This is a genomic window from Rivihabitans pingtungensis (genome assembly GCF_003201855.1).
GTDB classification, from domain to species: domain Bacteria; phylum Pseudomonadota; class Gammaproteobacteria; order Burkholderiales; family Aquaspirillaceae; genus Rivihabitans; species Rivihabitans pingtungensis.
In genome coordinates this window covers 1-26,999 of sequence record NZ_QJKI01000018.1, presented here as the reverse complement: position 1 = coordinate 26,999, position 26,999 = coordinate 1, and the positions used below count along the sequence as shown (strand labels likewise).

The following is a 26,999-nucleotide window of genomic DNA, read 5'->3' as shown; positions in this document are numbered from 1 at the left end:
ATCCGGAGTCGGAACATGCTGCAAGACCGTTTTGGCCGGGCCGTGGAATATGTACGCTTATCGGTCACCGACCGCTGCGACTTGCGTTGCAGCTACTGCATCCCCAAGGGGTTCAAAGACTTTGCCGAGCCGGACGACTGGCTGACCTTTGCCGAGATCGAACGGGTGATTGGCGCGTTTGTGCGGCTTGGCGCCCGGCGGGTGCGGCTGACCGGCGGCGAGCCCTTGCTGCGCCGGGGCGTGGTGGATCTGGCCGCGCGGCTGGCGGCCTTGCCGGGCCTGCGCGATTTGTCGGTGTCCACCAATGGCACCCAGTTGGCGCGGCTGGCCGGGCCGTTGAAGGCAGCCGGGGTGGGGCGGGTGAATGTCAGCCTGGATTCGCTGCGTCGCGAATGCATGGCTGAGGTCACTGGCTGCGATAGCCTGCCGCAGGTGCTGGACGGGCTGAAAGCCGCCAAGGCGGCCGGGCTGACGCCCATCAAGCTGAATATGGTGCTGCTGCCGGGGGTGAATGATCAGGATGTGGAATCCATGGTGGCGTTCTGCATCGAACACGGCTTTATCTTGCGGCTGATTGAAGCCATGCCGATGGGCGATTCTGGCCGCAGCGTCGGCTATCTGGACGCCCAAGGCGTGCTGGCGCGCTTGCGGGCGCGGTTTGATTTGCGCCCGCAAACCGTCAGCCTGGGCGGCGGGCCGGCGCGCTATTGGGCCACCGCCGATGGCCGCTTTACCCTGGGGGTGATTTCGCCGATTTCCCAGCACTTTTGCGCCACCTGCAACCGCGTGCGCCTGTCGGTGGATGGCGTGTTGTATATGTGTCTGGGCCAGGAAGAAAGCGTGGAATTGCGCCCCTTGCTGCGCGCCGGCATCAGCGACGCCGACTTGCAGCAGGTGTTGCGCCAGGCGATTGAGCTCAAGCCGGAGCGGCATGTGTTTGCCAGCGCGCCGGGCAAGGTGGTGCGCATCATGGCGAAAACCGGCGGCTGAAATCGCCTGGATTCTCGCGTATGCTTGCCGCGCCCCGGTTTTATTGCCATGACTTTCCCCTGAGCCCTCATGCCATCCATTGAACATTTTTTGTCTGGCTTTCGCCGTTTCCAGCAGTATTACTATCTGGACAACGACAGCCTGTTTACCGACCTCAAGCGCGGCCAGCATCCTTCCACCCTGCTGGTGGGCTGCTGTGATTCGCGGGTAGACCCCTTGATGCTCACCGGCTGCGAGCCAGGTGAGCTGTTTATTGTGCGCAACGTCGCCAATCTGGTGCCGCCATGCCAGGAAGACAGCCATTATCACGGCGTGTCCGCCGCGCTGGAGTACGCGGTGATTTCTTTGCAGGTCGAGCGCATCATCGTGCTGGGCCATGCCAGTTGCGGCGGCATCCGCGCGCTGATGGAAGGCATCACCGACCATCAGGAGGATGGCGGCTTTCTGGCCAAGTGGCTGAGCATTGCCGACCCGGCGCGCGAGTTTGTGCTGGCGCATCACGCTAACGACAATGTGGCCACCCAGCTGGCGGTGGCCGAGCGGGTGTCGATTCTGGTCAGCCTGGATAATCTGATGAGCTTTCCCTGGGTGCGCAACCGGGTGGAAACCGGCAAACTGCAATTATTGGGCTGGTACTTTGATATTCAGGAGGGCGCTTTGTACGGCTTTGATGCGCACAGCAAGCGCTTTACCCCGCTGGTCTGCCCACTGGGGGCGGTGTGAGCGACGAGGCCGCACTGCCCGCCGGCGCTCTGCCGCTGTCGCAGCGGCTGACGGTGAAGATTTTGTTCAGCTTCATCAGCTTTTTGCTGCTGGCGCTGGCGGCGATTGGCGCCACGCTCTTGTTGTCCTGGCAGTTGGAAGGCGGCGCGGCGGCGATCAACGACGCCGGCAGCCTGCGCATGCGCACCTATCAGCTGGGCCTGCAACTGCGCCAGGTCGAGCAAGACCCGGCGCGCGCGGTGCAGTTAAGCGCCAACCTGGGCCGCTTTGAGCAAACCTTGCAACGACTGGAGCAGGGCGACCCGGCGCGCCCGCTGCTGGTGCCGCGTCGGGCGGATATTCTGGCCGAGCTGGACGAGGTGCGCACGCACTGGAGCGTGCGCATGCGCCCCTTATTATTGTCCAGCGCCGAGCAAACGCTGAATCGTACCGTGCGCGGTGACGCATTTGAACGCGAGATCGAGCCTTTTGTCGGCAAGATCGACACCCTGGTGCGCGATATCGAGCAGCACAATGCCCGCAAAACCGAATGGCTGCGGCTGTGCCAGACCTTGCTGGCCACCCTGGCGGTGCTGGGCACGGTGGCGTTGATTTATCTGATGTTCCTGATTGTCATCCGCCCGCTGGAGCGCCTGCACCTGGGCATTCAACGCCTGGCGAGCGGCGATTTTTCCAGCCGGGTGCCGGTGGAAACCCACGACGAATTTGGCGAAGTGGCCGCCGGCTTTAACGATATGGCCGGCCGCCTGGCCGAGGCCAACGCTACGCTGGAATTCCAGGTTGAGGCCAAAACCGCCAAACTCACCGAGAAAAACCGCGAACTGTCGCTATTGTATGAAATCGCCGCTTTTCTGAATCGCCCCGCCACGCTGGAAGAACTCAGCCAGGGTTTTCTGGAGCGAGTCAGCGCGGCGTTTGCCGCCGACGGCGGCGCGGTGCGACTGAGCGACACCCCGCACGGCATGCTGTTTCTGGTGGCCCAGCACGGCCTGCCGGCCGGTTTGTCCGAGCGCGAGCATTGTTTGCCGCTGGGTGAATGTGTGTGCGGCGAGGCGGCGGCCAGCGGCGAAACACGCATCGAAACCTTCACTGCTGGCGATGGGCGCTTTGACTGCCAGCGCGAAGGCTTTGTGGTGGTGTCCTCGTTTGCCATCAGCTCGCAGGCGCGCTTGCTGGGCGTGTATCACCTGCATTTTCGCCAGCCGCGCATCTTTACCCGCCAACAGCGTCAACTGCTGGAAACCCTGGGCCAGCACCTGGCCGCCGCGCTGGACAACCAGCGGCTGGCAGCCACCGCGCGCGAGCTGGCAGTGCTGGAAGAGCGCAATCTGGTGGCGCAGGGCCTGCATGACAGCATTGCCCAGGGTTTGTCTTTTTTGAATCTGCAAACCCAGATGCTGGAAGACGCGCTGCGCCGCGACGACCGCGAGGCGCTGGCCGAGAGCCTGGGGCAAATCCAGGCCGGCGTGCAGGAAAGCTACGACGATGTGCGCGAGCTGCTGACCAATTTTCGCGCCAGCCTGGCGGCGGAGGATTTGTTCAGCGCAGTGGACGCCATTCTGGAGCGCTTTCGCCGGCAAACCGGCCTGCGGGTGGAAGTGCAACGCGAGGGCGACGGCGCGCCGCTGTCGCCGGATCAACAGCTGCAAGTGCTGTTCATCCTGCAAGAATCCTTGTCCAATGTACGCAAGCACGCCCGCGCCAGCCGGGTGGTGGTGCGCATTGAGGACGAGCGTGATCTGTTGTTGACCGTGCGCGACGATGGCGTGGGGTTTGATGCGCAGGAAGTCGCCCAGCGCCCCAGCGGCCACTTTGGCTTGTCCATCATGCAAGAGCGCGCCCAGCGGGCTGGCGCCGAACTGACCATTGGCCCGGCGGCGCCTTACGGCACGCAGGTGGTGGTGAGGTTGGCGCAGCGCGACCGGCTCAGCGCTTAGAACAGCTAACAAAACCCTCCTGGCGTCGTTGCGCGGCCTTGCCGTACAACCCGCACTGTCTGCGCGCGCCTGGCCAGGACCGTTGCGCTGGGTTTTGTGAGCCGCGCTTGGTAGGGATACGCTGAAAAAACCATCCCTTTCCCTCGAAGCTGTCAATCCAGTGTGTTGATTTTGCTGAATTTTGTTCAATCGTTTTTTTCAGGCAGGTTCGCCATGACTTCTCCCATTCGCGTGCTGTTGGTCGATGACCACACTTTATTCCGCAGCGGCGTGCGCGCCCTGCTGGCCCGTCAGGCCGAAATCGACGTGGTCGGCGAGGCGGAAAACGGCCCCGAAGGCGTCAAGCTGGCGGCTTCGCTCAACCCGGACGTGGTGTTGCTGGACTTGAACATGCCCGGTTTATCCGGGGTGGAAACCCTGCAACTGCTGTTGCAGGATGCGCCGCAGCGGGCGGTGGTGATGCTCACCGTCTCGGAAGACGCCGACGACCTGGCCCGCGCGCTGCGTGCCGGCGCGCGCGGCTATTTGCTGAAAAACATCAACGCCGATTTTTTGGTGAACGCCATCCGCCGCGCCGCCGACGGCGAATCGGTGATGAGCGAGGCAATGACCGCCAAGCTGATGGCGCAATTCCGCCAGGGCGGCGCCAGCCCGGCGCCGGCGGTCAGCGAGGCCGACAAGCTCACCCCGCGCGAGCGGGAAATTCTGGTGTTCATCGCCCGTGGCGACAGCAATAAAGAAATCGCCCGCACCCTGGACCTGGCCGAAAGCACGGTGAAGATTCATGTGCAAAACATCCTGAAAAAACTCAACCTCAGCAGCCGGGTGCAAGCGGCGGTGTTTGCCGTTGAGCATGGTTTGGCTGACAGCCGGCCCTGACATCGGGCACAATGCCGGCCTTTGCCGCCAGCGCCGTCTGCGGTTTTACATGGATAAACCCTTGTGATAGCGGTGAAACGCTTCGCACGACGGATGCATTGGTTATAATGGCGGCGACAACAACACAACCCATTAGGGTCGGTAGCGGCGAATGAGTGACTTCCAACTCGGCATCCTTGCGCTGGGCGCAGTGGTGATTGGCGCGGTATTCGGTTACAACTGGTTCCAGGAGCGGCGGTACCGCCAACAGACAAAAACCGCGTTCGAACGCGAGCATCCGGACGTGCTGCTGGACGTGCCCGGCCGCGACGGCAAAGGCGAGCGCCTGGAGCCGGCGCTGGACGACGACATGCCCAACCCGCTGGATCCGGCCTCGCACGAAGGCTCGGCCGGCTCGACCCAGGCGGATACGCTGATCCGCTACGCCCAGGCCAACCCGGCCGGCGAAGCGCCTGCGGATATTTCGGAAATGACCGAGATGAGCGAGGACGAGCTGGATCAGTCGCTGTCGTCGATTGAGCAGCAGCTGCTGATTGCCACCCTACTCGACCCGATGCTGGATTTCATCGCGGAAGTGCGCTTTGAGCAGCCAGTCACGCTGCCGCGCCTGCCGTCGTTTGCCATCGACAAGCGGGTGGAAATGCTGGGCAACAACCCGGACAGCGGCTGGGAGCGTGCCCGCGCCAATCGCTCGTACAGCCAACTGAACATCGGCGTGCAAATGGTCGATCGTCGTGGCCCGCTGAATGAATCCGAACTGAACGCCTTTTGCTCGCAAGCCCAGGATTTTGCCGAGCAGCACGGTTCCAATGCCAGTTTTCCGCAACGGCAAACCCGGCTGACCGCCGCGCGCGAGCTGGATCAATTCTGCGCGGGCGTGGACGTGATGATCGGCCTGAACCTGCTGGCTGCGGCGCCGTTTGACGGCGAGCGCCTGCGCGCGCTGGCCGAATCGGCCGGCATGCAACTGGAAGCCGACGGGCATTTTCATTATTTGTCTGATTCCGGCAATGTGCTGTTCATGCTGGGCAACGCCAATGGCCTGCCATTCAGCCAAGACAGCCTGGCGCACGATGACTTCTCGGCGCTGACCTTGCTGTTTGACGTGCCGCGCGTGGCCGGCGGCATCTCGGTATTCGATCGCGCCGTGGCGCTGGCCCGCCAACTGGCTGGCGAGCTGGATGCTCAGCTGATCGACGACAACCAGCGTCCGCTAACCGAAAGCGGCATCAACACCATCCGCCACCAGCTGCAACAGCTCTACAGCCGCATGGACGACCGCGGCATTGCGCCGGGCAGCGTGGCCGCTTTGCGCCTGTTTGCATGACTCAGACCTCACTCTTCGCCGCGCGCGCAGCCGAGCTGCGCGCGTTGCTTTTTCAGTACGGCCGCGAATATTACGTGCTGGACGCACCCAGCGTGCCCGATGCCGAGTACGACCGGCTGTTTCGTGAGCTGCAGGCGCTGGAAGCCGCCCATCCCGAGCTGCGCAGCGATGATTCGCCTACTCAGCGCGTTGGCGGCGAAGCGCTGGCTGAATTTGCCCCGGTGGTGCACGCCGTGCCCATGCTGTCGATCCGCACCGAAACCGACGTCACCGCAGCCGGCGCCGAGGCGTTTGACGCCAGCGTGCGCCGCGAGCTGGATTTGCTGCCACTGGATGCGCCCATCGACTACGCCGTCGAGCTGAAATTCGACGGCCTGGCCATCAGCCTGCGCTATCAAGACGGCGTGCTCACCCAGGCCGCCACCCGTGGCGACGGCGCCACCGGCGAGGACGTCACCCAGAATATCCGCACCATCGGCCAGATTCCGCTGCGGTTGAACGGCGCCGCGCCGGCCCTGCTGGAAGTGCGCGGCGAGGTGTATATGCGCCGCGACCACTTCGAGGCGCTGAACGCCGGCCTGCTGGCGCGCGGTGAAAAACCCTTTGTCAATCCGCGCAACACCGCCGCCGGCGCGGTGCGCCAGCTTGACCCGAAAATCACCGCGCAACGGCCGCTGTCGTTTTTTGCCTACGGCCTGGGTCAGGTGACCGGCTGGGACGCCATGCCCGACACCCACGCCGGCGTGCTGGACGCGCTGGCGGCGTTTGGTCTGCCAGTGTGCGAGGTGCGCGAAGTGGTGGCCGGCGCCGCCGGGCTGGCGGCGTTTCACCAGCGCGTGGCCGAGCTGCGCGACAGTCTGCCGTTTGACATCGACGGCGTGGTGTACAAGGTCAATAGCCTGGCCGTGCAACGCCAGTTGGGTTTTCGCACCCGCGAGCCGCGCTGGGCGGTGGCGCACAAATACCCGGCGCAAGAAGCGCTGACCGTGGTGGAAGCCATCGACGTGCAAGTGGGCCGCACTGGCGCGCTGACCCCGGTGGCGCGGCTGCGCCCGGTGTTTGTTGGCGGCGTCACCGTCACCAACGCCACGCTGCACAATGAAGACGAAGTGCAGCGCAAGGACGTGCGCGTGGGCGACACCGTGGTGGTGCGCCGCGCCGGCGATGTGATTCCGGAAGTGGTCAGCGTGGTGCTGGCGCAACGGCCGATGCAAGTGCTGCCGGGGGCGGATTTATTCAGCGAGGGTGACAGCGCACCGCTGCACCCGCCTTACCACCTGCCCAGCCATTGCCCGGTGTGCGGCAGCCACACCGTGCGCGAGCCGGGCGAGGCGATCACCCGCTGCGCCGGCGGGCTCAGCTGTCGCGCCCAACGCAGCCAGGCCATTCAGCATTTTGCCGGCCGCCGGATGATGGACATCGACGGCCTGGGCGAGCGCTATATCGACAGCCTGGTCGAGTTTGAGCTGGTGCGCGGCGTGGCCGGGCTGTACGCGCTGGACCTGGACAAACTGCTGGACATGAAGCGCCGCGCCGACGAGCGCGACAACTGCGTGCCGGACACGGTCAAGGCCGGCAAAGTGGCCACCAAGTGGGCGGATAATTTATTGCAGGCGATTGCCGCCAGCAAAACGCCGCCGCTGGCGCGCCTGCTGTTTGCCCTGGGCATCCGCCATGTCGGCGAATCCACCGCCAAAACCCTGGCCGATTGCCTGGGCCAGCTGGACTGGGTGCGCCGCGCACCGGCCGCCGCGCTGGCGGCATTGCCGGATATTGGCGCAGTGGTGGCCGACTCCATCGCCGGCTTTTTTGCCGAGCCAGGCAATCAGGCCGAAGTCGATGCGCTCTTGGCCGCTGGCGTGGCGCCGCAGCAGGCGGCGCATCCCTCGACCAAGCTGCATGGCCTGTTTGAGCCGGTGACCTTGCTGGTCAAGCTGGCCATTCCCCGGCTGACCGAGCTACGCGCCGGCCAGTTGCTGGCGCAAGTGGCGGATTTGTACGCGCTGGCGGCCTTGAACCGTGCCCAGGTGATAGCGCTGGATTTGCCGGCCGAGGCGGCCAATGCCCTGGCCGACTGGCTGGACAAGCCCACTCAGCGCGCTGCGCTGGCGCAATTGGCTGATTACCGCCGCGACATTCTGGCGGCCATCCCGGCCGAGGCCGAGCAGGCCGCCGCGCCGCAGCCGCTGGCCGGCAAGACCGTGGTGCTGACCGGCACCCTGCCCACCTTGTCGCGCGACGAGGCCAAGGTACGGGTGGAGGCTGCCGGCGGCAAGGTGAGCGGCAGCGTGTCGAAAAAAACCGATTTTGTGGTGGCGGGCGAAGCCGCCGGCAGCAAGCTGGACAAGGCGCAGGCGCTGGGCGTGCCGGTGCTGGACGAAGCCGCGCTGCTGGCCTTGCTGGCTGCCCCTGATTCTTCTGACTGACCCCGCTTCTGGAGACTGTTTCTCATGCAAGCCATTCGTAAAGCCGTGTTTCCGGTTGCCGGCATGGGCACCCGCTTTCTGCCCGCCACCAAGGCCAGCCCGAAGGAAATGCTGCCCATCGTGGACAAGCCGCTGATTCAGTATGCGGTGGAAGAGGCGCTGGAAGCTGGGATGACCGATTTGATCTTCATCACCGGGCGCAACAAACGCGCCATCGAAGACCATTTCGACAAGGCCTACGAGCTGGAAACCGAGCTGGAAATCCGCAACAAGGAAAAACTGCTGGAAGCCGTGCAGGGTATCTTGCCCAAGTGGGCCTCGTGCATCTACATCCGCCAGCCAGAAGCGCTGGGCCTGGGCCACGCCGTGCTGTGCGCGCGCCCGGCGATTGGCAACGAGCCGTTTGCCGTGCTGCTGGCCGATGATTTGATCGACAGCCAGCCCGGCGCACTGCAACACATGGTCGCCCATCACCAGTCCACCGGTGCCTCGGTGCTGGGGGTGGAAACCGTCGCCCGCGAAGAAACCGGCAATTACGGCATTGTCGAAGTGCGTGAAGAAGCCGGTTGTCAGCGGGTGGTGAGCATGGTGGAAAAACCCAAACCCGAAGCCGCGCCATCCACCCTGGCGGTGGTGGGGCGCTATATTTTGCCCGGTTCGATTTTTGACAAACTGCTGGAAGTGCGCCCTGGCGCTGGCGGCGAAATCCAACTGACCGACGGCATTGCCGCGTTGCTGAAAGAGCACCCGGTGCATGCCCTGCCGCTGCCTGGAACGCGCTATGATTGCGGTTCTAAACTGGGCTATCTGAAAGCCAGTGTGGATTACGCGCTGAAACACCACGAGGTGGGCACGGCCTTTGCCCACTGGCTGCGCGCGCATCCGGCACGCTGATTATCCCCGGTTTTACATCCGCGCCGCGCCTTCGGCCACCCCGGAGCGCGGCGTGTGTTTTTCTTCAAGAGAGAATACTCATGCCCAATGTTGCTGAAGCACGCGGCCTGCTCAATAGTGCCGATGTATTGTTTACTGCCGATCAGGTGAGCGCCGCCGTGGAAAAAATGGCCGAAGACATCACCGCCCTGCTGGGCAACAGCTACCCGCTGGTGCTGTCGGTGATGGGCGGTGCGGTGGTGTTCACCGGCCAGTTGCTGCCGCGCCTGGCGTTTCCGCTGGATTTTGACTATGTGCATGTGTCGCGCTACGGCGACAAAACCCGTGGCGGCGAGCTGGTGTGGCGTCAGGCCCCCAAAGAAGACGTGCGCGACCGCGTGGTGCTGGTGCTGGACGATATTCTGGACGAAGGCGAAACCATGGCCGCCATTCGCGACAAGGTGCTGGCCATGGGCGCCAAGTCTTTCCATAGCGCCGTGTTCGCCAACAAGCTGATCAGCAAGGCCAAGCCGATTGCTGCTGATTTTGTCGGCATCGATGTGCCGGATCGCTATGTGTTTGGCTACGGCATGGACGTGCGCGGCGCCTGGCGCAATCTGCCGGCGATTTACGCGCTGAAATAATGCTGGCTACCAGCCTTGTGGTGCTGCCGGCTGGCGGCTTGGCTGACAACGGGTGATGGGGCTGTTTCCGCGGCCTGATTACCCCTGGTGCCCGCTGAGCGGCCATGCCACCCCGCCCTGACCGATGTCACACCATGCGCAGGGCATTTTCCGGGCTTGCTGCGGGCCCGTCCGGTCGGTGACAATACCCGTCTTATGCCAGCCCGCCTAGCCCGCCATTTACTCCGTCACCACCGCACGCCAGCCGCCAATCTGCAACTGGGCGGCATGCTGGCCTGGATTGCCGGCGCTGCCAACGCCAGCGGTTTTCTGGTGGTGCATCAATATACTTCCCACATGACCGGCATGGTGTCCAGCCTGGCCGATGCGCTGGCGCTGGGCCAGTTAAACCTGGCCTCCTCCACGCTGATTTCGATTGCCTGTTTTGTGCTGGGCAGCGCCTGCTGTGCGCTGTGCGTGCAATGGGCGCGGCGGCGGGTGCGCCATGAATATGCGCTGGCCTTGCTGATCCAGGCGGTGCTGATGCTGTTGTTTGGCCTGTTGGCCGGTCGGGTGGCGCCAGGCGTATCGCTGACCTTGCACATGACGGCCTGGTCGCTGTGCCTGATGATGGGCTGGCAAAACGCCATGATCACCAAGCTCTCGCATGCGGAAATCCGCACCACGCATGTTACTGGTCTGCTCACTGACATCGGCATTGGCCTGGGGCGCTGGCTGGGGCCGGCGCAGGACCGCCTGACGCGTCGGCGGGCGCGGCGCAAGCTGGCTGTGCAGGCGGCGATTGTTGGTCTGTTTTTTATCGGTGGGCTGTGCGGGGCATGGACATTTCAGTGGGTGGGCGTGGTGGCCAGTGTGCCGCTGGCGCTGCTGCTGATCGCCATGGCGCTGGCACCATTGTGGGACGACTGGCGTGCCTGGCATCGCTGGCAGCGCATGCACCGCGTCAACTGAGCTTTTTCCTGGAGCATTCATGATTGCAATCATTGGCGGCAGCAGTTTGTCGCAACTGCCCGGCCTGGCCATCACCCACCGCCAGGTAGTGCGCACGCCGTATGGCGAGCCATCCTGTGCCTTGACCTTTGGCCTGCTGGCTGGCCGCACGGTGGTGTTTCTGGCGCGCCACGGCCATGGTCACATGCACGCCCCGCATGAAATCAACTACCGCGCCAATTTGTGGGCGCTGAAATCACAGCAAGTGCGCCATGTGCTGGCCATCGGCTCGGTGGGGGGCATTCATCTGGGGCTGGCACCGGGCGCTTTGGCCATTCCGGATCAGTTGCTTGACTATACTTGGGGACGCAAGCACACCTTTTTTGAAGGGCCGGAGTCGCCGGTGGTGCACGTAGACTTCACTCAGCCGTACTCTGCCACATTGCGCCAGTGCCTGCTGGATGGCGCGCAGCATGCCGGTGTGGAGGCGCTGGACGGCGGCACCTATGCCTGTACGCAAGGCCCCCGGCTGGAAACCGCAGCCGAAATCGCCCGCCTGCGCCGCGACGGCGCTGACATGGTGGGCATGACCGGCATGCCAGAGGCGGCCTTGGCGCGCGAGCTGGACATGGAATACGCCTGTCTGGCGGTGGTGGCCAATTATGCTGCCGGTTGTGGCGACAGCATCGGCAAGGTGGATTTCACCGCTGCCGGTGCGGTGATGGGCGAGGCCATGGACAAAGTAGCGCGCGTGCTGGAAGCCAGCCTGGCCCTGGGGGCGCATCTGGGGCATTGAGTGCCGGACCTGGGCGGTGGGCCCAGCCGGTAAGGAGACCAATATGTCGGTTCGAAGCATTCTGAAAATGGGCGATGTGCGCCTCTTGCAACAGGCGCGCCCGGTGGAGGATTTCACCGCGCCCTGGCTGGCCACGCTGTTGGCGGATCTGCACGACACCATGGCCGAGCATCATGGCGCTGGCTTGGCTGCGCCGCAGATAGGTGAGCCGTGGCAGGTGGTGGTATTTGGCAGCGGCGCGCCCAATCCACGCTATCCCGATGCCGAGCCGGTGCCGGCCACGGTGTTGATCAACCCCATTCTGACGCCACTGGGGGCGGCCATGGAAGAAGACTGGGAGGGCTGTTTGTCCATTCCCGGCCTGCGTGGGGTGGTGCCTCGCTACCGCGAGTTGCGTTATCAGGGATTTGATGCCCATGGCCAGCCGATTGACCGCACGGTATCGGGATTTCATGCCCGGGTGGTGCAGCATGAATGCGATCATCTATGGGGCATGCTCTACCCGATGCGCATGAAAGACATGAGCCAGCTGGGCTTTACTGACGTGCTGTTTCCCGAACTGGCCCTGATGGCGGCGGCCGAACCGCGCTGAGCGGCCGGCCTGCCGCCATTACACTCTGCGCCGCACTTAGCGCCGCTCGCAAAACCCAGCGAGCGCTCCTGGCTAGCACGACCGTAGACAGTACAAGCAGTACGACAAGGTCGTGCAACGACGCCAGGAGGGTTTTGTGAGCGGCGCTTATGCCGCCGCTTGCAGTTGCGCCTGATTGGCGGCGTGGGCGTCGGTGGCAAAGTGGCGCACCAGATTGCCCATTTCGTCGGCTTTGACCGAGAGATCATGAATCAGGTCGCCAGCGCTGGCGATTTCGCGGGTAGAGGCCTCAATGCGGCCACTGATGGTTTGCATGCGCTCGGCCAGCTCGCGCGCGGCAGCGGATTGCTGGGTGTTGGTGCTGGCAATGCTGCGCATCATGTGGTCCACCTCGGCGCTGGCGTGCAGGATTTCGTCCAGGCTGTGCGCGGTGTCGCTCAGGTGTTGTTCGCCCTGAGTGGTGCGCTCGCCCACCTGACTCATGCTGGCCACGGCAGAATCCGTCACTGCCCGCACCCTGGCCACCAATTGGTTGATTTCGCTGGTGCTGTGGCCGGTGCGCTCGGCCAGCTTGCGCACTTCGTCGGCCACCACGGCAAATCCCCGTCCTTGTTCGCCAGCGCGAGCCGCCTCAATTGCCGCATTCAGCGCCAGTAGATTGGTCTGGTCGGCAATCTCACGAATGGTGTCGGTCACCACGCCAATATGGGTGACGGCTTGATACAGCTCCTGGATGGTGGCCTGGGCTTCTTCCACCGTGCGTGCCGCCGCGCGGGTTTCCTCGCAGGATTGCGCCATCTGGTTGGCGCCAGCGCCAGCCACGGCGCGCGCCTGGCCGGCTGCGCTGGCGGCGCTGCCGGCGTGTTCGGCCACTTGTGACACGGAAATACTCATCTGCTCCACCGCGCTGGAAACCCCGTTGACCTCGTGCGATTGCTGGGCAAAGCGCTCCAGCAACTGGCGCATCAGCTGGTTCAGCCCGTGGCTGTGCGAATGCATCAGCGTGGCAGCCTGGGTTAAATCATCAATCATCACCTTGATATGCACCTGCATGGTGGCCAACCCGGCTTCGATCTGGCCGATTTCATCGCGGCGGTCGATGGCGATGCTGTTGTTCAGCCGCCCTTCGGCAATATGGTCCAGCATGCGGGCAATCCGCCCCATGCGTTGGCTGGAGGACCAGCCGCGCGCCAGCAAGCCCAGCGACACGCTCAGGCCCAGCGCCAGCGCCAGCCAGTCGCTCCACTGGCCATGCTGAACCGCCAGCGTCAGCAACAGCAGGTTGAACACCGCGATGGCGGCCAGGTTCACCTTGGCGTCGGTCAGCGTCGGCAGGCGACGCTGGCGCGGCAACTTGCCGTCGCGGCCCAGCCTGGCGTACAGCGCCTCGGCCGTGCGGATGTCGGCGCGGCCGGCGGGGGTGCGCACCGACATATAGCCGGTGGTCTGGCCATCCTGTTTGACCGGCACGATAAAAGCCGACACCCAGTAGTGGTCGCCATTTTTACAGCGGTTTTTCACCACGCCTTTCCAGGTATCGCCGCATTTGAGCGTGTGCCACATGTCTTCGAAAATACAGGGCGGCACGTCCGGGTGGCGCAAGATATTCTGGCTGGCGCCAATCAGTTCGTCGCGCTCAAAGCCGGATATCTCGATAAAGGCGTCATTGGCGTAAGTGATCACCCCCTTGAGGTTGGTCTTGGTGACGATGGCGCCGTGGGTAAACGGCTTTTCATGCTGGGTGACGGGCAGATTGAGTTTCATGTCTGGTCTCTCTCACGGAATCATCAGTCAGTGGCTGATGGCGGGGCGGGGATGAACCAAACCTGACACTTTGTATGCTAAACGACAGGCCAACGGCGTGTTGGCGTGCCTTGGCACTCAAGGCCAGGACCGTGCCGGGCGCGGCCAGTTTCCGGGGGGATGACAGGGATGCGCACGGTGTCGGCCGGGTGGCATGGTGGGCATAGCGCCACACCAGCAAACGGCTTGCTGGTATTTCAGCAATTTTCTTGCCTGCCCGGCAAAATGGCGTCGCCATGCTCCGCTGGCCTGTCTGGACAGGCTTTCAGCCGGCGTTGTATAGCGTAATATATTGAATGAAAAAGAGATTGTGCATCAGCAGGATGCGCCGGCATGGGGCGCAAGCCTGCTGATGGTGCGTTGCAGCATCGTGAAGAGAAGGGTCAGGGCTGGCGTTCTGCGTACTGATTGATGGCTTTCACCACCGAGCGGGCGCCTTCCAGAATCTGCGCCAGAGTTTCGCCAGATTCGCGGGTCAGCGTCACGCTGTGGTTGGCCTGCTGCTGGATGGCGCTCATATTGTCCACGGCCTGAGTGGTCTGCTGCTGGATGTCGGACACCATTTTGCTGATTTCGGCGGTAGAGGCGGCGGTGCGCTCGGCCAGCTTGCGCACTTCGTCGGCCACCACGGCAAAGCCCCGGCCGGTTTCGCCAGCGCGGGCGGCTTCAATGGCGGCGTTCAGGGCCAGCAGATTGGTCTGGTCGGCAATGTCTTTGATGGTCTGCACAATCGAGGTGATCTGCTCCGAGCGCTCGCCCAGTGCCTGTACATTGCGCCCGGCTTCTTCGATGCTGCCGGCCATGTCTTCAATGGCGCCGACATTGCGGCGCACGGTGTCCGAGCCGGTGTGCGACAGCTCGGCGGTTTCCTGTGCCACGCCATAGGCAAAGCGCGCGCTTTCGCTTTCCTTGCGTTGTGCTTGCACGCGGGCGGTGATGTCCGAGGCAAATTTGATCACCGAAGTGACGGTTTTGCCATCAGTGCCAAACACCGGGTTATAGCTGGCTTCCAGCCAGCGTACCGAGCCATCTTTGGCAATGCGTTTGATCTGGCCAGTGAAAAATTCCCCACGTGCCAGTTGTTGCCAGTGGTGTTGATATTCTGCCGACTGGGCAAACTGGCTGTCGCAGAACATGCGGTGATGGCGGCCCTTGATATCCTCCAGGCGATAACCCAAGGTGGCCAGAAAATTGTCGTTGGCGTCCACCACGGTGCCATCCGGGGTAAATTCAATGACGGCCATGGCGCGATTAATGGCGTTCAGTCGTGCGCGTTGGCTGGTTTCGGCTTCGACTTGAGGGGTAATGTCGGCGGCCAGTTTGAGATAAGACTCCACTGCGCCTTGCGCATCCAGCACTGGCGCATAGGTGGCTTCCAGCCATACCACATGCCCATCCGCTGCCTGACGCCGCACCCGGCCGCAAAACGGCTCGCCCCGGCGCAGACGATCCCAGAATTGCTGGTACGCCGGGCTGGCCGTCTCTTCGCGCAGGCAGAACTGGCTATGTGGCTTGCCCAGCACCTCGCTGGCCTGAGCGTAGCCCAGCGTGGACAAAAACTGCGGATTGGCCTCAATCACCTTGCCATCGCGATCAAAGCGCACCATGGCCATCGAACGGGCCAACGCCGTGCGTTCCGCCTGGTATTCAGTCAATTGTTGTTGCAGGGCTACGTGGGCTTGCTTCAGACGGGTATTGAACATCACGGGCTCTCTCAAGCGGTCGATCCGCGGCAGGAAGGAAAGAAGAAAGGCTGGATACGCTCTTGCGTGTATGACAGGAATGGCGCCAGAAAGGCGATATCTATATGCCTTGTTTGCAGATTTTAACACATGCGAATGTGGGCTTATACGGGGTTTACATCACGTCTACTGGACGGAAAATCACAAAATGTGATGTAAAAGCCGTAGAAGATGGCCTGTTTCATGTTGACGATGTTGGCATGTCTGCCTACTTGAAACGCTCTCTGATTCCACGTCCCTTGTCCTCCTTGCGCGATGTGCTGGCTTACAACCTGCGCGTCAGCCGGCTGGCGCGCGGCTTGTCGCAAGAGCAGTTGGGGTTTGCCGCACAACTTGACCGGACTTTCATCAGTCAGGTCGAGCGTGCGCGGGTCAATATCTCGCTGGACAATCTGGACAAACTGGCGCGCGCATTGGCACTGGATGCCCATGAATTGCTGCATCCACCATTCAGCGCCTGGACGCCACGCCAATTGGAGCGACCCACCAAGCAAAACGCCGTCAACCTGGCGGCTGACGGCGTAGAAGCGTGAGATCGATCGTGCGTGACAGGCTCAGCGTTTATCCCCGGTGTCAAAGCGGCGGATCATCGCCTGCAAATCCTCCGCCTTGCCGGCCAGTTCGGCAATCAGGCGCCCGGCCTGGCCGATTTCCTGAGTGGATGATTCAATGCGGGTGCTGATGCCCACGGTGCGTTCGGCCAATTCATGGGCGGTGGCAGACTGCTGCACATTGGTGTCGGCGATGCTGCGCATCATCTGCTCCACCGACTGGCTGGCTTGCAGAATATCGTTCAGGCTATTAGCCGTGTCTGCCAGATGACGCTCGCTTTGTTCCGAACTGTCACTGACCTTGCGCATATTGTCCACTGCCGAATCCGTCACGACCCGGATGTTGGCCACGATCTGATTGATTTCTGCCGTGCTGTGACCGGTACGCTCGGCCAGCCGGCGCACCTCGTCGGCCACCACGGCAAAGCCACGGCCGGATTCGCCAGCGCGGGCGGCCTCGATGGCGGCGTTCAGCGCCAGGAGGTTGGTCTGATCGGCAATCTCGCGAATGGTGTCGGTCACTGTGCTGATTTTCACCACAGATTCATACAAATCCTGGATAGTGGCCTGGGCGTGGCTGACGCTTTGCGCGGCCACCTGGGTTTCTTCGCGCGATTGCGCCATATGCTGTGCGCCAGTCTGCGCCACCCCCGTGGCCTGGCTGGCTGCACTGGCGGCGCCGCTGGCGTGTTCGGCCACCTGGCTGACCGAGACGCTCATTTCTTCTACTGCGCCAGAGACGCCGGCCACTTCGTGCGATTGCTGGGCAAAGCGCTCCATCAACTGGGTCATCAGCTGGTGCAGGCCTTTGCTATTGGCGTGCATCAGGCTGGCAGCGGCAGACAAGTCGTCGATCATGACCTTGATATGCACCTGCATGGTGGCCAGCCCGGCTTCAATGCGGCCGACTTCGTCCAGCCGGTCGGTGCTGAGATGCGAAGTGAGCTTGCCTTCGGCGATCAGGTCCAGTGTTTGGATGATATGTTTCTGGCGTCCACGGGCTCGCCAGGCGCGTGCGCTCATTGCTGCCATGATGATCAGCCCGATGATCACGCAGCCGACTTTGATCCATGGGCTGTCGAGCAGGGCGGCCAATACGATTAAGATATTCAGTGCGCCCATCGACAGCATGCGCACAGCAAACACGGAGATGCCTCGCCGTTGCTTGGCCGGAATCACGCCATCCTTGCCCAGTTTCTGGTAAAACGCCTCGGCTTGGGCGATTTCCTGGCGGCTGGCTGGCGAGCGCACCGACATATAGCCGACGGTCTGGCCATCGTGCTTGACCGGCACGATAAAGGCGTTCACCCAGTAGTGGTCACCATTCTTGCAGCGGTTTTTGACGATGCCTTTCCAGGTGTCGCCGTTCTTGAGGGTGCGCCACATATCGGCAAAGGCGCCGGGCGGCATGTCCGGATGGCGGACAATGTTCTGGCTGCTGCCGATCAGTTCGTCGCGGTCAAAGCCAGACATCTCGACAAAAGCATCATTGGCGTAGGTGATCACGCCCTTGAGGTCGGTTTTGGTGACGATGGTGCCTTGCGTGAACGGCTTCTCGTGCTGTGTGATAGGTAAATTTATTTTCATTGTTTTCTGACCAAGTTTCCCTGCGTGCTGCCTGTCGTACGACGGGTCATCACGATGGTGAAACGGGAGGGTAATCTTGTCGCATTCAATCTGCGGCACGCGCCATCCATGCCGGCTTGGTGAAACGGACGATGTCATGCTGCAAGTAACATGCCTGTTGTGGCGTGTGCTTGCCTGGCCTGTGTCCGACAGGCATCTGTCGCAAACTTTAGCGGTCAATCGCCGGGGTAGCGGCCAAAAAATGTCTGATTGCCAACATTTTTTGAGGGGCTGTCTTGTCCGGATTTCATCATCACACAGATCAAACCCGGCTAAACGCCGCTCACAAAACCTCCTGGCGTTGTGGTGTGACCTTGCCGCACTTGTTGTACTGTCTGCGGTGGAGCATCTACTCAGGGCTGCTGTTCAGGGTTTGTCAGTGACGCTCGCCAATAAATCATTGTTCAGTTATTTCATGTTAAATTAATATGCTTTTGGGTTTTTTGCTCATGTGCTCAGTGTGGAAAATTTCATCCAGACATATCTGATGAACTATCCATTTGCCAAATCATCTGGCAAATCCACGTCTTAGACTGAATGTCCATCTTTGTCCGGAGATGGCTGATTTTGACCATCATCTGGGCGTATTCAGCCAGAAAATCCCGTGCTACCGTCCAAGAATCAGGCTGGGCCTGCTTGAAGCGCGCTATTCTTGGCATAAGTCTGCACCATAACCTTGATCTAGATCAAACATTGCGTGCTTGTCCGATTCCGTCATGCGTGGGTCTGGCTTGTCATATTTTGAGGTGATGGCGGATTTTCATATTTGTGATGTAAATACATCACCGAATAATATGTCCCCTTAAATAATACAAAACATACGATTGAATAAGCTGCCGACTGATTCTCACGGATTTCTCTCTGGCCGATCATCAACTGGCGTGAATCCCGTATTTTTTGCCCGGGCGCTGCGTGGGCCGTGTATGCTGTTGCCGGTTCTGCCGGCAACCATCAACCATGCGTCTGGCTGTTCACCAGCCCGCTGACGGTTTTTTTGTTGCGACCCCCTGCACATTTTCTGGCTGGCCACGTTTTTCAGGATCATGATGCGCCTCACCCTCGACGCCCTCACAGTACTGGACGCCATCGACCGTAACGGCAGTTTTGCCGCCGCGGCCGAGGAGCTGCATCGCGTGCCGTCGGCGGTGACCTATGCGGTGCAGAAGCTGGAACAAGACCTGGGCGTCAGCATATTTGACCGGCGCGGCCATCGCGCCAAGCTGACGCCGGTCGGCCAGGCCTTGCTGCGCGATGGGCGTCATTTGCTGAATGCCGCGGTGGCGCTGGAGCAGCGCGTGCGCCGGCTGGCCTCCGGCTGGGAGACTGAACTGGCCATCGCCGTCAGCGATTTGCTGCCGATGGCGCCGGTGCTGGAGCTGGTGCGCGCCTTTGATGCCTTGGCCGCCGGCACGCAGCTCCGCCTGAGCCGCGAGGTGTTTGGCGGCAATTGGGATGCCTTGCTGGAGGCGCGCGCTGATCTGGTGATTGGCGCGCCCGGCGATGGCCCGCCCGGCGCCTATCGCGCCTGCCGCATGGGCGATATTCCTTTTGTGTTTGCCGTGGCGCCGCAGCATCCGCTGGCGCATCAACCCGGCCCGCTCAGCCTGGAGCAGGTGCGCGGCTATCGCGCGGTGGTGGCGGCGGATTCCTCGCGTCGCCTGCCGCCGCGCAGCTCACCGCTGCTGGCCGGCCAGGAAACCCTTACCGTGCCGGATATGGACGCCAAGCTGATGGCGCAGGCCGCCGGCTTGGGCGTGGGTTTTCTGCCGCGTTGGCTGGCCGAGCAGGCGGCGCGCGACGGCCGTGTCCGGATATGCGCGGTGGAAGCACCCAACCCGCCAGCGCCGGCACATTACGCCTGGCGCGAGCATCGCCCCGGCAAGGCGCTGAGCTGGTTTCTCACGCAGTTGGCTGATTCGCAGGTACTGGCGCGTCTGCTGGGAGAGACAGCATGAGCGCCTTGGTGGTGCTGGGCGAAGCGCCAGCGCTGGGCTGGCTGGCCGAACGTGCCTTTCAGCAAGGTGGCGCAGTGTTGCGCGGTCATCACTGGCTGGATGCCATGTTGCTGGGCGGCGCGCGTTGTCTACTGATTGGCGAAGGCTTGTTTGCCGCGCTGCCGTGGGCCGAGGCGCTGCGCGAAGGCGATGTGGTGCTGGATGTGTCCAGTGACTGGTTTGAGCTGCGTCCGGCACGTGAGGTGCGGGTGCGCGAGTTGGGCGGGCATTATCTGGAGCTGGCCGGCCCCTTGGCGCCGTGGGGGGGGCAATACGGTTTTGCCCTGGCTGTTGGAGGCGCGCTGAGCGCGCACGACGCGGCGCGGCTGTGGCTGGATCGCCTGGCCCCCTTGCCTGGCGCCTGGTCGTCGGTGGGCGGCGCCGGCGCGGCGGCGTTCACCCGGCTGGTGGCCGAGGCGTTTCAGTTTGCCTGGCTGGGCGCGCCAGAACTGCCGTGCGCGCCGCAGGCGATCTGGATGCAGGTGCGCGAGCGCCATTTGCTGCTGGCCGAACGTCTGCTGGAGGCGGCGCAGCGCTATCTGGCGCTGCATCCACAAGAGGCGTCGTTTGCCGCACTGCTGGCCAGCTTTCTGGTCGAGGCGGTCAGCCTGGGGCGCGAAGCCGACGCCATGCTGCGTGATTGGCTGGCGGCGCAGCGTCCCGCTGGCGCGACTGACTGAGCGCTGCTGCCTGCTTACACCCGCGCCAGCGCCGGGTTCTTGGCGAAATACTGACGAATCCCGTCAAATAGCGCGTCGGCGATCTTGTCTTGATGGCTGGAATTGGTCAGCTTGGCTTCTTCCGCCGGATTGCTGATAAAGGCGGTTTCCACCAGCACGGACGGAATATCCGGCGCCTTGAGCACGGCAAAGCCGGCCTGTTCGACTTCATTGCGGTGCAGACGGTTGATCTCGCCCAGCTGGCGCAGCATCTGCTTGCCGATTTTCAGGCTGTCGGCAATGGTGGCGGTTTGCGTCAGGTCGAACAGCGTGTGCGCCAGGTATTTGTCCTTGACGTTAAACTTCACCCCGCCAATCAGGTCGGCCTCGTTCTGGGTCTTGGCCAGATAGCGCGCTGCCGTGCTGGTGGCGCCTTTTTCTGACAGGGCAAACACCGACGAGCCGCGCGCCGAGCTGTTGATGAATGCATCGGCGTGAATCGAGATAAACAGATCGGCATTGACCTTGCGTGCCTTGGCCACCCGCACACCCAGCGGAATGAACACATCTTCATCGCGGGTCAGAAACACGCGCATATTGGATTGCGCTTCGATGCGGCGCTTGAGTTTCTTGGCGATCTGCAACACCACCACTTTTTCTTTGGCGCCAGACGGCCCAATGGCGCCGGGATCTTCGCCGCCGTGGCCAGGATCCAGCACAATGGTGATCGGCCGGCCATTGCGCGAGGATTTTTTGCCGGATGACTTACCGGCGCTGTCATCGGCGCTATCCTTGCTGCTGTCGCGCGCGGCGTTTTTGTCAGCTTTTTCGGGCTTTTCGCTCTTGTCGGCTTTATCAGCCTTGTCGTGCTTGTCGGCCTTGCTGTCCTTGTCTTTATCCTGGGCGTCGGCGTGCTTGTCGGTTTTTTCCGGTTTTTTCGCCGGTTTGTCGTCCAGCTTGCCCTGGTTGTAGTCGTTGAACAGCGCCAGCAGCGGGTCGTTGCTGGCCGACGGATACAGATCAATCACCAGGCGATGTTTGTATTCCGCCACCGGCGGCAGCAAAAACACCTGCGGTTCGATCTTGGTTTTCAGATCCAGCACCACCCGCACCGTGGTCGGGTTGAACTGGCCGGCGCGGGCAGTCTTGATATAGGGATCGTCGTCGCCCACTTTGCCGTCCAGCGATTTCAGCGCGCTGTTCAGTTGCACGCCGTCGATGTCCACCACCAGGCGTTCTGGGTCTTTCATGGTGAAATGCTTGAAGCGCAGCGGCTCGGGGGATTCCAGCGTGATGCGGGTATAGGTGCTGGATGGCCACACCCGCACGGCAACAATCTGCCGTGCGCCTGCGGCGTGGCCCACGCGGGTCAGGCTCAGCAGGGCGGTGAAAGTGGCCGCGCCGATCAGTCGGCGGCGGGTGTGGTCAAAATCGACAGACATTGCTTTCCTCGAGGGGTGAGTGCGGTCACGGTCAGTTGACGGCCATCGCCGTCCAGATCCAGATGAATGGCCAGATCGGCCGGTGGCAGGCAGCCCTGGGCTTTTTCCGGCCATTCCAGCAGGCACAGGCTATGCGGGCCAAAATATTCGGCAAAGCCGGCGTCGCGCCATTCGGCCGGGTCGGCAAAGCGATACAGGTCAAAGTGGTACACTGCCAGCGTGGGCAATTCATAGGGCTCGACCAGGGTGTAAGTCGGGCTGCGCACGCGTCCGACATGGCCAAGCCCGGCCAGCACGCCACGGGTCAGCGTGGTCTTGCCCGCGCCCAGATCGCCGTGCAGGGTGACGATCACGCCGCCGCCCAGCCCGCGCGCCAGTTGGCGGCCGGCGGCCAGGGTGGCGGCTTCGTCCGCCAGGCGCAATGACCAAACGCTGCTATCATCCATCCAATGCTTCCTGAACCTGCTCAAAACCGGGATTATCCCGAATTAGCCCGACAAATCAAAGCCTGGGCGCGCGACCTGGGGTTTTCCGGCGCCACCATCGGCCGCGCCGAACTGCCGGTCGAGGTGGGCCAGCGCCTGCTGGACTGGCTGGCAGCCGGCCATCATGGCGAAATGGACTATATGGTCCGCCATGGCCTGCTGCGTGCACGACCGGCTGAATTGGTGCCCGGCGCCTTGTCGGTGGTGTCGGTGCGCCTGCCCTACCGCGACCCGGCGGCGCGCGATATGCACGCCGTGCTGGCCGACGGCGACAAGGCGGCGATTGCCCGCTATGCGCTGGGGCGTGATTACCATAAAACCGTGCGCAACCGCCTGCAAAAGCTGGCCGACCGGCTGCATGCCGCCGCCGGGCCGCTGGGGTATCGGGTGTTTTCCGACAGTGCGCCGCTGATGGAAGTCGCCTTGGCCGCCCAGTCGGGCTTGGGCTGGCGCGGCAAACATACTTTATTGATCCATCGTGACGAAGGATCATTTTTTTTTCTCGGCGAATTGCTCACCGACCTGCCCTTGCCGGCTGATGCGCCAGTGGATGCGCATTGCGGGCGCTGCACCCGCTGTCTGGACGTGTGCCCGACCCAGGCCATCGTCGCGCCCTACCAGGTGGACGCCCGCCGCTGTATTTCTTATCTGACCATCGAACTGGCCGGGGCGATTCCTGAGCCCTTGCGCCCCTTGATCGGCAACCGGGTGTATGGCTGTGACGACTGCCAGCTGGTGTGCCCGTGGAATCGCTTTGCCGTGCCCACCGCCGAGGCGGATTTTGCCGTGCGCCATGGCCTGGACGACGCCAGTCTGGTCAGCCTGTTTGCCTGGGAGGCCGATGAATTTGCCCAGCGCATGGCCGGCAGCCCGATTTATCGCATCGGTCATGAGCGCTGGCTGCGCAATCTGGCGGTGGGTTTGGGCAATGCGCCGTCCAGCCAGGCGGTGACGGCGGCGCTTTTGGCCCGGCGCGAACATCCCTCGGCGCTGGTGCGCGAACATGTGGCCTGGGCGCTGGCCCGTCACGGCGTGCTATGATGACGCCCTTTGCCGGCCGCGCGCCCGCGCTGGCCGCCCCAAACTGAAGTGAGACAGATGACCGCCTTGGACCGTCGCCCCATCGGGGTGTTTGACTCAGGGATCGGTGGCCTGACCGTGGTGCGCGCACTGATGGATCGGCTGCCGTTTGAAGACTTGATCTACTTTGGCGACAGCGCCCGGGTGCCCTACGGGGTGAAATCGGTGGCGACCATCGAGCATTTCACCCAGCAAATCGCCGAGTTTCTGCTCAAGCGCCAGGTCAAGGCGCTGATCATCGCCTGCAACACCATGGCCGCCGTGGCCGCTGACGTGGTGCGCCAGGTGGCCGGCGAGGTGCCAGTGCTGGACGTGATCGACGCTGGCGCGCGCAGTGCCGCGCAAGTGTCGCAGCAAGGCGGCATTGCCGTGATCGCCACGCCAACCACGGTCAATAGCAATGCCTACGCGCGCGCCATCCATCACTTGCGCCCGGATGCGCGGGTGTATTCACAAGCCTGCCCGCTGTTCGTGCCCTTGGTGGAAGAAGGCTGGCTGGACCACCCGGTGACCCGGCTGACGGCGGAAGAGTATTTAAAGTCGGTGCTGGTGGAAGACGTGGACACCCTGGTGCTGGGGTGCACGCACTATCCGCTGCTCAAGCCTTTATTGCAGGACGTGACCGACAACCGGCTGACCATTGTCGATTCGGCAGTCACCACGGCGGAGGCCACCGCTATGCGCCTGGCTGAGCTGGATTTGCTCAACCCGCAGCGCGGCATGCCCAATTATCAGTATTTTGTCACCGATATTCCTTTGCGCTTCCAGACCATTGGCGAGCGTTTTCTCGGCCGTTCGATCCGCCAGCTGGAAATGGTCAAGCTCGGCTGAGCCCACCCGCAGCATTTCACCACGGAGCAAGGCGCAGATGGACGACAGTGTATTGGCGGCAATGGCCAAATGGCCCAATGTGCCAGAGGTGTTCGGCTGGTTGAGCCTGGATGCGCGCGGCCAATGGCGGTTGCGCGGCGAGCCGCTCAACCATCCGGCCATGCTGGCCTTTATTCAGCGCAACTACACCTGCGACCGTCAGGGGCGGGCGTATTTTCAGAATGGGCCGCAACGGGTGTATGTGACGCTGGAGGCCGCGCCGTATATTGCCCGCTTTCGGCAGGGTAGTTGGCAGTTGCACGACGGCGAGCCGGTGCATTGGATAGGTGGGGCGTTTCTGACGCCGGACGGCAGTCTGTTTATCGACGCCAATCGCGGCAAACTGGCCGGAGTGGACGACCACGATCTGGACGTGGTGCTGGCGCTGTTGCGCACCCGGCAGGGTCAGCCGCTGGATGAAGCCGGTTGGGCGCACTGGCTGGCGGGTGAGGTGGAGTATTTTCTGCACTCGCCGCCGCAGCCGCCGGTGCGGCTGGAGCAAACCGGGCTGGATGCCTTGCACGAGCGCTTTCGCATCCAGCCCAACCCGCAAGCCGATCAATAATTGGCCGGGGTCAGCACCGTATCCACGGCTTCGCCCAGCATGTCCGGGTAATCCCGGCTGTAATGCAGGCCACGGCTTTCACGACGGAGTGTGGCCGAACGCACAATCAATTCCGCCGTATCCACCAGATTGCGCAGCTCGATCAGGTCATTGCTGACATGAAAGTGCTGGTAATACTCGTTGATTTCTTCCTTCAGTAAGTCAATGCGGCGCTGGGCCCGCTCCAGGCGCTTGCTGGTGCGCACAATCCCCACATAGTCCCACATCGAGCGGCGCAGTTCGTCCCAGTTGTGCGACAGCACCACTTCTTCATCCGGGTCGGTCACCTTGCTGTCGTCCCAGTCCGGAATCGGCGGAATCGACGCCAGTTCGGTTTTCAGGATGTTCTCTGCCGCTGCCCGGCCAATCACCATGCATTCCAGCAGCGAGTTGCTGGCCAGCCGGTTGGCGCCGTGCAGGCCGGTGCAGGCCACTTCGCCGACGGCAAACAGGTTTTCGACATCGGTCTGCCCGTTTAGATCAGTCACCAGACCGCCGCAGGTAAAGTGCACCGCCGGCACCACGGGAATCGGCTCCTGGGTGATGTCGATGCCCAAATCCAGGCAGTGGGCGTAGATATTGGGGAAGTGTTCCTGAATAAAGCTGGCCGGTTTGTACGAGATATCCAGATAGACGCAGTCCAGGCCGTGTTTTTTCATCTCGAAGTCAATCGCCCGCGCCACCACATCACGCGGCGCCAGCTCGCCGCGCGGGTCGTGCTCCGGCATAAAGCGCGTGCCGTCCGGCAAACGCAGAATGCCACCCTCGCCGCGCACAGCTTCAGTAATCAGGAAAGACTTGGCGTGCGGGTGGTACAAGCAGGTCGGATGGAACTGGATAAACTCCATATTCGACACCCGGCAACCCGCCCGCCAACCCATGGCGATGCCGTCGCCGGTGGCGGTGTCCGGGTTAGTGGTATAAAGGTATACCTTGCCGGCGCCGCCACTGGCCAAAATGGTGTGATGGGCGGTGATGGTCTCGACTTCATCCAGCAGCTTATCCAGCGCATACACGCCATAACAGCGCTTGCCGGTTTCCCCCAGCTTGGCCGAGGTGATCAAATCAATGGCGATGTGATCTTCCAGCACGGTGATATTCGGGTGCGCACACACCTTGCGGCCCAGCGTGGTGGTCACCGCTTCGCCAGTGGCGTCGGCAGCATGAATGATGCGGCGATGGCTGTGGCCGCCTTCGCGGGTCAGGTGAAAGCCCTGATAGCTGACGCCATCGCTGTCGTCGCCATCGCGGGTAAACGGCACACCCAGCTCAATTAGCCAGTCAATCGCCGCGCGCGAGTGCTCAACAATAAAGCGCGTGGTTTGCGGATTGCACAGCCCGGCGCCGGCCACCAGCGTATCTTGTATATGTGCTTCCACCGAATCCTGATCATCCAGCACCGCCGCAATGCCGCCTTGGGCGTAGGTGGAGCTGCCTTCCAGCAGATTCTTCTTGGTGATCAAGCCCACCTTGCGGTGCTCGGCCAGATGCAGCGCCAGGGTCATGCCCGCCAGCCCACTGCCAACAATCAATACATCAAAGTGCAGCATGAGAATTCCGTCCTTACCATGTTTGGATAGTAAAAGTACCACTTCAAAGGACAGATCAAAAGTCAGAATGTTGCAAAGCGGTGACTTTGCCCCGCTTTACAGTGCTTTCAGTAAGCTGCTTGCGAGGGCTAGAGGGGCGAAATGGCCGCTGAGCTGCTTTTTACTGGGTTTTTTACCAGGAAGAAAAGCGCTGAAGCAGGACAGCAAGACAGGAAAACCAGCTTGTGAAAGCAAAATGACGAAAATTTTGCAAAAATATTTTGCTTTTAATTCAGGGTTTTATTGTGTTTTTCGCATTTTTCTGCAAAAAAGTGTGCTGCGGGGTGTTGACGGTTTCAGGGTCGGTGCGTATAGTTCGCATCTCTGCTGCTGACGCAGACGACGAAACGAAGCGAAACAAACCGCTGACGTTACCGGGTTCTGATTCAGAAAGCAACTGATCTTTAACAGAAAAGACAACCGATAAGTGTAGGCGC

The 26,999-nt window shown here is 62.3% G+C and carries 24 protein-coding genes; 17 read left to right on the top strand and 7 right to left on the bottom strand.

All coding sequences use genetic code 11. The features are described from left to right. The first annotated feature begins 15 nt into the window (after nucleotides 1–15). The 11 genes from moaA (at nucleotide 16) to DFR34_RS12195 (ending at nucleotide 12,117) form a co-directional block, all read left to right on the top strand. Nucleotides 16–990 (top strand): GTP 3',8-cyclase MoaA, encoded by a 975-nt coding sequence (moaA, locus tag DFR34_RS12245; protein WP_110391443.1) that lies wholly within the window; start codon nucleotides 16–18, stop codon nucleotides 988–990. 69 nt (nucleotides 991–1,059) lie between these two features. Beyond that, nucleotides 1,060–1,713 carry a carbonic anhydrase gene (locus DFR34_RS12240; protein ID WP_110391442.1) on the top strand — a complete coding sequence of 218 codons (654 nt, stop codon included), beginning with the start codon at nucleotides 1,060–1,062 and terminating at the stop codon, nucleotides 1,711–1,713. Then, nucleotides 1,710–3,650: a type IV pili methyl-accepting chemotaxis transducer N-terminal domain-containing protein gene (locus tag DFR34_RS12235; RefSeq protein WP_245906882.1), complete on the top strand. Its 1,941-nt coding sequence runs from the start codon at nucleotides 1,710–1,712 to the stop codon at nucleotides 3,648–3,650. The genes DFR34_RS12240 and DFR34_RS12235 overlap by 4 nt, the downstream gene beginning before the upstream one ends. 213 nt (nucleotides 3,651–3,863) lie before the next feature. After that, complete coding sequence (locus tag DFR34_RS12230; RefSeq protein WP_110391441.1) at nucleotides 3,864–4,529, top strand: response regulator; 666 nt, start codon at nucleotides 3,864–3,866, stop codon at nucleotides 4,527–4,529. Between the two features lie 151 nt (nucleotides 4,530–4,680). Continuing rightward, nucleotides 4,681–5,856, top strand: coding sequence for a cell division protein ZipA (locus DFR34_RS12225; RefSeq protein WP_110391440.1), 1,176 nt, complete (start codon nucleotides 4,681–4,683; stop codon nucleotides 5,854–5,856). Next, nucleotides 5,853–8,282, top strand: coding sequence for an NAD-dependent DNA ligase LigA (gene ligA, locus DFR34_RS12220; protein WP_110391439.1), 2,430 nt, complete (start codon nucleotides 5,853–5,855; stop codon nucleotides 8,280–8,282). Before DFR34_RS12225 ends, ligA begins: the two co-directional genes overlap by 4 nt. 24 nt (nucleotides 8,283–8,306) lie before the next feature. Next, nucleotides 8,307–9,176 carry a UTP--glucose-1-phosphate uridylyltransferase GalU gene (gene galU, locus DFR34_RS12215; protein ID WP_110391438.1) on the top strand — a complete coding sequence of 290 codons (870 nt, stop codon included), beginning with the start codon at nucleotides 8,307–8,309 and terminating at the stop codon, nucleotides 9,174–9,176. Nucleotides 9,177–9,256: 80 nt separating this feature from the next. Then, on the top strand, nucleotides 9,257–9,799 hold the full coding sequence (locus DFR34_RS12210; RefSeq protein WP_110391437.1) for a hypoxanthine-guanine phosphoribosyltransferase: 543 nt from the start codon (nucleotides 9,257–9,259) through the stop codon (nucleotides 9,797–9,799). A 195-nt stretch (nucleotides 9,800–9,994) separates the two neighbouring features. Next, nucleotides 9,995–10,750, top strand: a complete 756-nt coding sequence (locus DFR34_RS12205; protein WP_110391436.1) for a YoaK family protein — start codon at nucleotides 9,995–9,997, stop codon at nucleotides 10,748–10,750. Between the two features lie 19 nt (nucleotides 10,751–10,769). Then, entirely contained in the window at nucleotides 10,770–11,525 is a 756-nt protein-coding gene (locus tag DFR34_RS12200; RefSeq protein ID WP_110391435.1) for an S-methyl-5'-thioinosine phosphorylase, read from the top strand. Nucleotides 11,526–11,568: 43 nt separating this feature from the next. Next, the gene (locus tag DFR34_RS12195) at nucleotides 11,569–12,117 is read left to right on the top strand and encodes a peptide deformylase (RefSeq protein ID WP_110391485.1); all 549 of its coding nucleotides are present in this window, start codon (nucleotides 11,569–11,571) and stop codon (nucleotides 12,115–12,117) included. 147 nt (nucleotides 12,118–12,264) lie between these two features. Here DFR34_RS12195 and DFR34_RS12190 read toward each other — a convergent pair whose 3' ends face one another. Both DFR34_RS12190 and DFR34_RS12185 read right to left on the bottom strand, forming a co-directional pair. Further along, a complete protein-coding gene (locus DFR34_RS12190; RefSeq protein ID WP_110391434.1) occupies nucleotides 12,265–13,881 on the bottom strand; it encodes a methyl-accepting chemotaxis protein in 1,617 nt (538 codons plus the stop codon). A 422-nt stretch (nucleotides 13,882–14,303) separates the two neighbouring features. Then, entirely contained in the window at nucleotides 14,304–15,623 is a 1,320-nt protein-coding gene (locus DFR34_RS12185; RefSeq protein ID WP_110391433.1) for a methyl-accepting chemotaxis protein, read from the bottom strand. A 239-nt stretch (nucleotides 15,624–15,862) separates the two neighbouring features. Between DFR34_RS12185 and DFR34_RS12180 the strand changes: the two genes are divergently transcribed. After that, nucleotides 15,863–16,195: a helix-turn-helix domain-containing protein gene (locus DFR34_RS12180; protein ID WP_110391432.1), complete on the top strand. Its 333-nt coding sequence runs from the start codon at nucleotides 15,863–15,865 to the stop codon at nucleotides 16,193–16,195. Nucleotides 16,196–16,216: 21 nt separating this feature from the next. Here DFR34_RS12180 and DFR34_RS12175 read toward each other — a convergent pair whose 3' ends face one another. Further along, on the bottom strand, nucleotides 16,217–17,800 hold the full coding sequence (locus DFR34_RS12175; RefSeq protein WP_158281815.1) for a methyl-accepting chemotaxis protein: 1,584 nt from the start codon (nucleotides 17,798–17,800) through the stop codon (nucleotides 16,217–16,219). Nucleotides 17,801–18,882: 1,082 nt separating this feature from the next. Between DFR34_RS12175 and DFR34_RS12165 the strand changes: the two genes are divergently transcribed. Next, nucleotides 18,883–19,794 (top strand): LysR family transcriptional regulator, encoded by a 912-nt coding sequence (locus DFR34_RS12165; RefSeq protein ID WP_110391429.1) that lies wholly within the window; start codon nucleotides 18,883–18,885, stop codon nucleotides 19,792–19,794. Continuing rightward, nucleotides 19,791–20,513 (top strand): hypothetical protein, encoded by a 723-nt coding sequence (locus DFR34_RS12160; protein WP_110391428.1) that lies wholly within the window; start codon nucleotides 19,791–19,793, stop codon nucleotides 20,511–20,513. Before DFR34_RS12165 ends, DFR34_RS12160 begins: the two co-directional genes overlap by 4 nt. A 14-nt stretch (nucleotides 20,514–20,527) precedes the next feature. Here DFR34_RS12160 and DFR34_RS12155 read toward each other — a convergent pair whose 3' ends face one another. Continuing rightward, on the bottom strand, nucleotides 20,528–21,934 hold the full coding sequence (locus DFR34_RS12155; protein ID WP_110391427.1) for an N-acetylmuramoyl-L-alanine amidase: 1,407 nt from the start codon (nucleotides 21,932–21,934) through the stop codon (nucleotides 20,528–20,530). Beyond that, nucleotides 21,898–22,380, bottom strand: coding sequence for a tRNA (adenosine(37)-N6)-threonylcarbamoyltransferase complex ATPase subunit type 1 TsaE (gene tsaE / locus DFR34_RS12150; RefSeq protein ID WP_110391426.1), 483 nt, complete (start codon nucleotides 22,378–22,380; stop codon nucleotides 21,898–21,900). The genes DFR34_RS12155 and tsaE overlap by 37 nt, the downstream gene beginning before the upstream one ends. Before the next feature lie 3 nt (nucleotides 22,381–22,383). Between tsaE and queG the strand changes: the two genes are divergently transcribed. From queG to DFR34_RS12135, 3 genes are read left to right on the top strand one after another with little or no spacing between them, the layout of a single operon-like run. Further along, complete coding sequence (queG, locus tag DFR34_RS12145; protein ID WP_110391425.1) at nucleotides 22,384–23,460, top strand: tRNA epoxyqueuosine(34) reductase QueG; 1,077 nt, start codon at nucleotides 22,384–22,386, stop codon at nucleotides 23,458–23,460. 57 nt (nucleotides 23,461–23,517) lie between these two features. Beyond that, nucleotides 23,518–24,330 (top strand): glutamate racemase, encoded by an 813-nt coding sequence (gene murI, locus DFR34_RS12140; protein WP_110391484.1) that lies wholly within the window; start codon nucleotides 23,518–23,520, stop codon nucleotides 24,328–24,330. Nucleotides 24,331–24,367: 37 nt separating this feature from the next. Next, the gene (locus DFR34_RS12135; protein ID WP_110391424.1) at nucleotides 24,368–24,934 is read left to right on the top strand and encodes a DUF2946 family protein; all 567 of its coding nucleotides are present in this window, start codon (nucleotides 24,368–24,370) and stop codon (nucleotides 24,932–24,934) included. Here the strand turns inward: DFR34_RS12135 and nadB are convergent. Together nadB and DFR34_RS17400 are read right to left on the bottom strand one after the other, a co-directional pair. After that, nucleotides 24,928–26,523 carry an L-aspartate oxidase gene (gene nadB / locus DFR34_RS12130; protein WP_110391423.1) on the bottom strand — a complete coding sequence of 532 codons (1,596 nt, stop codon included), beginning with the start codon at nucleotides 26,521–26,523 and terminating at the stop codon, nucleotides 24,928–24,930. The two genes, DFR34_RS12135 and nadB, sit on opposite strands and share 7 nt — an antisense overlap. A 271-nt stretch (nucleotides 26,524–26,794) precedes the next feature. Continuing rightward, nucleotides 26,795–26,999 (bottom strand): hypothetical protein (locus DFR34_RS17400; protein WP_211309394.1); only part of this gene is annotated, 205 nt, incomplete at its 5' end.